This window comes from Gemella haemolysans, from assembly GCF_901873445.1.
Lineage (GTDB): Bacteria > Bacillota > Bacilli > Staphylococcales > Gemellaceae > Gemella > Gemella haemolysans_C.
The window spans coordinates 24,151-30,489 of the sequence record NZ_CABFLN010000017.1; the positions used below are offsets into that span (position 1 = coordinate 24,151).

The 6,339-nt window shown below is 29.8% G+C and carries 7 protein-coding genes and 1 tRNA gene; 3 read left to right on the forward strand and 5 right to left on the reverse strand.

Going from position 1 to position 6,339, the window contains the following annotated elements:
* Positions 1 to 35: 35 nt before the first annotated feature.
* Positions 36 to 1,526 (forward strand): TIGR04282 family arsenosugar biosynthesis glycosyltransferase, encoded by a 1,491-nt coding sequence (locus tag JX287_RS03290; RefSeq protein WP_204641902.1) that lies wholly within the window; start codon positions 36 to 38, stop codon positions 1,524 to 1,526.
* Between the two features lie 10 nt (positions 1,527 to 1,536).
* Entirely contained in the window at positions 1,537 to 2,136 is a 600-nt protein-coding gene (locus tag JX287_RS03295; RefSeq protein ID WP_204641904.1) for a TVP38/TMEM64 family protein, read from the forward strand.
* A gap of 19 nt (positions 2,137 to 2,155) precedes the next feature.
* Here the strand turns inward: JX287_RS03295 and JX287_RS03300 are convergent, their stop codons facing one another.
* Positions 2,156 to 2,839 (reverse strand): LiaF transmembrane domain-containing protein, encoded by a 684-nt coding sequence (locus tag JX287_RS03300; protein ID WP_204641906.1) that lies wholly within the window; start codon positions 2,837 to 2,839, stop codon positions 2,156 to 2,158.
* 6 nt (positions 2,840 to 2,845) lie between these two features.
* Complete coding sequence (locus JX287_RS03305; protein WP_204641908.1) at positions 2,846 to 3,298, reverse strand: LytTR family DNA-binding domain-containing protein; 453 nt, start codon at positions 3,296 to 3,298, stop codon at positions 2,846 to 2,848.
* Positions 3,299 to 3,510: 212 nt separating this feature from the next.
* On the opposite strand from JX287_RS03305, the gene JX287_RS03310 reads away from it, so the two are divergent.
* Positions 3,511 to 3,607 (forward strand) — tRNA-Sec (locus JX287_RS03310).
* Positions 3,608 to 3,668: 61 nt separating this feature from the next.
* Here JX287_RS03310 and JX287_RS03315 read toward each other — a convergent pair.
* From JX287_RS03315 to JX287_RS03325, 3 genes are read right to left on the reverse strand one after another with little or no spacing between them, the layout of a single operon-like run.
* Positions 3,669 to 4,325, reverse strand: a complete 657-nt coding sequence (locus JX287_RS03315) for an energy-coupling factor transporter transmembrane component T (protein ID WP_204641916.1) — start codon at positions 4,323 to 4,325, stop codon at positions 3,669 to 3,671.
* Positions 4,306 to 5,676 (reverse strand): ABC transporter ATP-binding protein, encoded by a 1,371-nt coding sequence (locus tag JX287_RS03320; RefSeq protein WP_204641918.1) that lies wholly within the window; start codon positions 5,674 to 5,676, stop codon positions 4,306 to 4,308. The genes JX287_RS03315 and JX287_RS03320 overlap by 20 nt, the downstream gene beginning before the upstream one ends.
* Positions 5,676 to 6,233, reverse strand: coding sequence for an ECF transporter S component (locus JX287_RS03325; protein ID WP_204641920.1), 558 nt, complete (start codon positions 6,231 to 6,233; stop codon positions 5,676 to 5,678). The genes JX287_RS03320 and JX287_RS03325 overlap by 1 nt, the downstream gene beginning before the upstream one ends.
* Positions 6,234 to 6,339 lie beyond the last annotated feature (106 nt).

Here is a 6,339-nt window from a genome sequence, read left to right on the forward strand (position 1 = left end):
ATTTAAGAGAGTTTATTAAAGGAAAAATTTCAGAGATGAAAAACAAAATAATATTTTTTACAAGAGTACCGAAGGTGGGTACGACAAAAACAAGGTTATATGACTTTGTTTCACTAGAAAATGCTATCGAAATTCAAAAAAAATTAATGAAATTGAATTATAGACTTTTAAAAGAAAGCGGAGAAGAATTAGTAGTTTATCACGATGGTCAAAATAGTGATGATAATACGATGAAGGATATTCTAGAAAAGAGGAAATTTTCTTATCAAGAAGGAAAAACACTTGGTGATAAGATGTATAATGCTATTGAAGCAGAATTGAAAACTAGTGACAAGGTGATTTTATTAGGTTCTGATATCTATAATCTAAAAAAAGATATGATTAATACTGCTTTTGAGAAATTAGATAATTTTGATATTGTTATAAATCCTAGTATTGACGGTGGGTACTTTTTAATAGGAATGAAGAAAGCTACTAAGGAGGTATTTAATCTCCCTAGTTATGGTGACAATAGTGTTTTAGAGAATTTACTTTCTGTTTGTAAAGAGCAGAAATTAAGCTATTATCTAGGTGAAAGTGGACTTGATATCGATACAAAAGAAGACCTTCTACTTGCGGAAACAGGATATGAGAATATTGAGTTATTAGGTGCGGGAGAATATAATATTAATTTTACCTTTGACGATAAGAATTTTAAAAAAGTTCTTAGAATAAATATGAAGAGTCAGATGAATCTTGAGAATCAAATAGAGTATGAATATGAGACTCTACAATTGTTGAAAGATAGTGGAGTTACACCAAAACCGTATGAACTAGTGACGGAAACAAGTTTATTGCCATATAAATATTTAACGATGGAGTTTTTAGAAGGTAGAACACTTAATTACAAAACGGATATGGATATTGCAGCTTATTTATTAAGTAAGGTTCACAATACACCATATGGTGACAACAATTTAATCAATGCAGCGAATCCATTTCAACTGATGTTTGATGAATGTAGACAAATGTCGGGTGAATATTTATCTTGGGATAAGGCTGATAAAAAAGTTAGCTCGTATATCAATACTTTCTTAGAAAAATGTCAGACGCTTATACCTGAAAAATATAGTATAGCTAATCCATGTATTATAAACACCGAACTAAATTCAGGAAACTTCCTGATTGGAGAAGGAAAAGAAGATAGTTATGTTATTGATTGGGAGAAGGCATTAATAGGAGAGTGTGAACAAGATTTAGCTCATTTTCTGGCACCGACGACAACATTTTGGAAGACGGATATTATTTTATTGAAAGCAGAAATTGATGAATTTTTAGAAGAATATAGTAAATATCGTACATTTGATAAAGAACGATTTGAAAGATATTTAATATTTAATTGTCTAAGAGGTGTGACATGGTGTAGTATGGCGTTTAAACAGTATAGTGAAAATGATAAAATGTTGATGGATGATAGTACATTTAAAAAAATAGCCTCATATATTGAATTAGAATTTTTAGAAAAAGTATCAGCATACTTTAAATAGGAGGAGAGTAATGACTGAGTTTATTCAAAGTTTTGGTGTACTAGCACCAATTATTTATGTATTAATGTTTATGTTCTTACCGGTATTTTTCTTTCCGGTTCCAATACTTGCAGTTGCTGGAGGAGTAGCGTTTGGTTTTGTCGAGGGAAGTTTACTAACTTTTGTTGGAGCTTCATTGAATTGTTATATTATGTTTGTAATTTCTCGTCGTTTTGGACGCGAATGGGTGAAAAACTACCTTAAGAAAAAAATGACACCGAAGCAACATGATAGAATCTTTAATGTTAGTGATGAGAAGTTGATGATGAGTCTAGTAATTTTGAGACTTATTCCTTTAGTGCCATATAATATGATAAATTATGGATATGGTTTAACTAATATAAGTTTAACAAAATATATGATAGCGAGTGTACTTGGAATAATTCCAGGAACAGTAGTATTTTTAAACTTTGGAGCTACTAGTACAAATGTCTTTAGTAAAGAATTTTTAATAGCCTCATTATTAGTAATTTTATTAACTGTTGGTTCTATCTATTTATCTAAGTTAGTAGAAAAAAGAGAACAACAAAAGAAAGCAGAAAATAACAAAGAAAACTCTCAAGAGATTTAATGTCTTGAGAGTTATTTTTTTATATATGAATTATTTCAACTTCTCCAAAAGTTACCGAACCATTTAGAATGATTTTTACATCTTTACCGATGTTGTGAGAGTTTTTTTGAACTTTTCCTAAGAAGTTATTTGTATTATTTTCGATTGTCCATTCTTTTGGTAAATAAACTTTCAGATTACCAAAAGAAATCGAAACATTAAGTTCAAAGTTTTTTATAGGGTAAGTATCTAATTTTTCAAAGTAGATAGTAGTAGTCCCGAATGTCGTAGAAGCAGAGAATGAATCAGATTTACTAATATCAATATACTGTGTATTTTCGCCAAAGGTTACATCAGAATAATCATAGCCATTTTCTATCTTTTGATGTTTTTTACTTTTATGGAATTTTTTGAATTCTCTATATTTATATTTTCTAGGTACAAACATAGATATACCAAGACTAAGAAAAACTGCCACAAAGAATATTTTCCATCCTGATATGTTTGCAAAGTGATAATTTTTATTGTACACATAGAATAATAATGCAAGTGGGAATATTGTTCCAAAAGAATCAAAATCCATTAAACCTCGAACAGCAAAAAATCCAAGTACAACAGTACATATAGCGAGAAAAATTGATCCGTTTGGGAAAATACTAAAACCATCAAGTAGAGTAGTTATAGCAACTAGTATAAAAAATAATCCAATAAAACTTCGTCTCATTTATTTTTACCTCATTTCTTTTAATTTATCTTTCAATATTTTATAGTAATGTCTTGAAATATGAACCTGCTTTTTAGAATTTGAAAAAGAAGCGGTACTAGAACCAGAAAAAGATTTTTCTAGCGAATAAATTACTTTTGTATTTATTATAGAGCTCTTAGAAATTCGACAATAATAAAATGGAATCATCTTTTCTAATTCATACAATTTAAACTTCACTTCGAAGAATTCATCTGTAGTATGAGCATATACCTTATTATCAGAAGTTTCAAAAAATAATATTGATTCGAGTGGGATGAAATATTCTGAGTCACCTTTATAGAAAATTATTTTTTGAGAATTTAATAAAGCTTTTTCAACTAGTTCTTTAATTAATATTACATCATTATTTAAGTCAGGTGTCTTAATAACAAGTTCGATGTCTTTAAGCGTTGAATCTAATTCTATGTTAATTTTCATATTGTCTCCTTTCTAAATGTTTATAGGTATATTATATATTATTTCAACGTAAAAATTAATAGCTTTTAGGTAAGTGGTAAAAAACCAGTTGTAAGTGGTATAAATATGGAATATGAGAACACTTGTGATTTCACAAATAGAATAGTATTCTGTATACGTTAACATATCATCTTGCATTTTTGCAATATTTATTGTATAATATAAACATACTTGGGAGTGGATGAGTTCTGGTGTGCTCTCTAGTCTTCAAAACTAGTATGAGGGGTTAAGAGCCTCTTGGGTGGGTTCGATTCCCACACATTCCCGCCAGTTTTTTTATTTTTTAGATATATAAAAGCCATCATGGAGTGATTTTCATGATGGCTTCTTTCTATTTATTTAGTACTAATAATAGAGATAAAAGTATAGAGAAAAGTAATATAATAAATATACTTTTGTTTTTATCGATTATATATTTATTATAGTGAGTTCGTTTTTTAAAGTCTTCATAGGCATGTACTGTCATCGCTTCAGATATTTGAGGCTGCCAAGTTAAAGCTATAAATATAGCTTTTGCATAGTAGTAAGGTGACCAAAAAGGTAAGAAGATACCCCTAAGTCGACTTGATTTTGTAATCATTTGGGTTTCGTATTGTATTCTTGGCAATGCTTGAATAACTACTAGAAGACCATAGACTACATTAGATGAAAGTCCATGTTGTTCAAGATATTTTAATAGTTCCACTAGAGAAATGTATGTTGCTAAAATTAAACCTAATCCTGCAAAACTATATGTTCTAGTAAAAATTAAAAGAGCGTATTTATAATTAGAAGTTTGAACAATAATAGCCCAGGCAGAACCTATTGCAGGTAGAAGTGGTAGGAATAGAAAAATTAGTAACTTATTCCAATATTTTGACGAAACTAATAAAACTATTGTTGTACATATTATAGTAATATTTAGAGCTAGTAATTTACTAAACGAAATCCAAATAGTTAATAACATTATTATAAGAGTAAGAGTAGGACTAATTATTTTCTTTTCCATAATTATCCTCCGTTATACAATGTAAAGTATTATTTGAGATTTCAATATGGTAATCACTTCTATTATTTAGCGGTTCTAATCTATGACTAACAATAATAAATGATTGACCTACAAGCTCCTTATTCTCTTCTATCCAATCCATGATGAATGAACAGGCCCTTTCATCTAGATGAGTAAAAGGTTCATCTAACAGCAACAGCTCAGTTTTTTGACTTAATAAACACATAAGTTGAATAAGTTTTCTTTGGCCACCGCTATAATAATATAAACTTTTATCGAGTTCTTTTTCTAAATCAAATTCTTCTAAAAGCTTTTTTTGCCACACGTGAGCATGTTCCCAAATATCTTTTTGCATAGATATTTCTTCTCGTGGCATTAAACTAATGAATTGCTGAAAGGCGTCTTGTAAGCAAGTACTTAGTTTTCTATATAACTTTCTTGATTTTTTCACTTTGGTATCTTTAAAATAAATATTTCCCTTATATTTTTTTAGCTGGGAGATAGCATGTAGTAGTGTTGTTTTTCCTGTTCCGTTATCTCCTGTTAGTGTGGTAATTCCTTTGTGTATTGTAAAGTTTGTTGTGTTTAATAATTTTTTGTTCCCTTGAGTAATAATGACTTCTTTAAGTTTAAGTAATTCTTCTGTTTGTAAGTTTTTAGCTAGATTTATAGTTGTAGTTTTTATGCTTGGGTTTTCTATTAATTCCAAACTCCCATTAGAAAGATAATAGAAAGTATCTGCATAGTTTAAATACAGTTGATATTCGTGATCGCAAACTATTATTGTCACACCTTGATTGTTTAAGTCTTTAAGTAAAGTTAATAGAGAGCTACGAGTTTTCTTATCAACATTTGCAAAAGGTTCATCTAATATTAATATTTCACTCCCCATCGCTAAAGCAACAGCAAATGCTGCACGTTGACGTTCTCCTCCAGATAATGTATGGATATGTTTCTTTGCGAGTTCTTTTGTTTTAGTGATTGATAGAGCATACTCTAGTTTTTCATTAATAACCTGTGTTTCTAGACATAGATTTTCTAAAGCAAAGATTATCTCTTCTTCTAAAGTAGGCATAACAAACTGATTAATAGCGTGTTGCATCACATACCCTATGTGCCTAACATGTTCTTGCATAGGTATATCAACTATATTTTTTTCTTTGTAAGTTATGAGTCCGTCGTATTTTTCCTTATTTAATTTACAAATTGTTCGAAGTAGGGTAGATTTGCCACTACCGATATTTCCTGTTAAAACTAGCCAACTGTGCTCTTTTATCTTTAGATTAACATTATCAAATAAGACTTTATCTTTAATTTTTAGAGAAAAATCAACGATTTCTATAATGTTCATTACTCATTACCGCTTTTTTGAACTTTATTAACGATATTTAGAATAAGTTTTACACAGATAACGCCAAAAATCACCACTGAGATAAAACGAACAACTAATAATGCTAGAATTAATCCTATAGAATAAGCTTCGTAACCAAGTTTGAAATATTCAAAGACAAAGCTAGAAAGTGTAATACCTATTGCAGATAGGAATAAAGATCTAGAATCATAACGTTTATACTTAGTAACTAAAAATCCGAACTCTGATCCTAATCCTTGTACTATACCTGATATGATAACTCCAGCTCCGAAAAATGAACCGTATAGCATCTCAGCCAATGCCCCTAGAACTTCACCTAAAGTTGCACTCCCTGGTTTTTTAACCAATACAGCAGCGACAGGTGCAGCCATAACCCAAAGCCCGAATAGAATCTCATTTGCGAAAGGTTGGTAACCTAGCGGAGTAAGTGCAGCCTCTAATCCAGCGTAAACCCATCCTGCAGCAAGAAATATGCCTCCAAATAAGAAACCTATTAAGGCTAAAATAATAATGTCCTTTGTAGACCATTTTTTCATAAGAAAAACCTCCTGTTATTTTATCTTCATGGTACTGCACCCAAAAAGTTGGACAAAATATTAAGTTATTTTTGTTTAGTATTTTAAACTTTAAAGTCAGTAAATT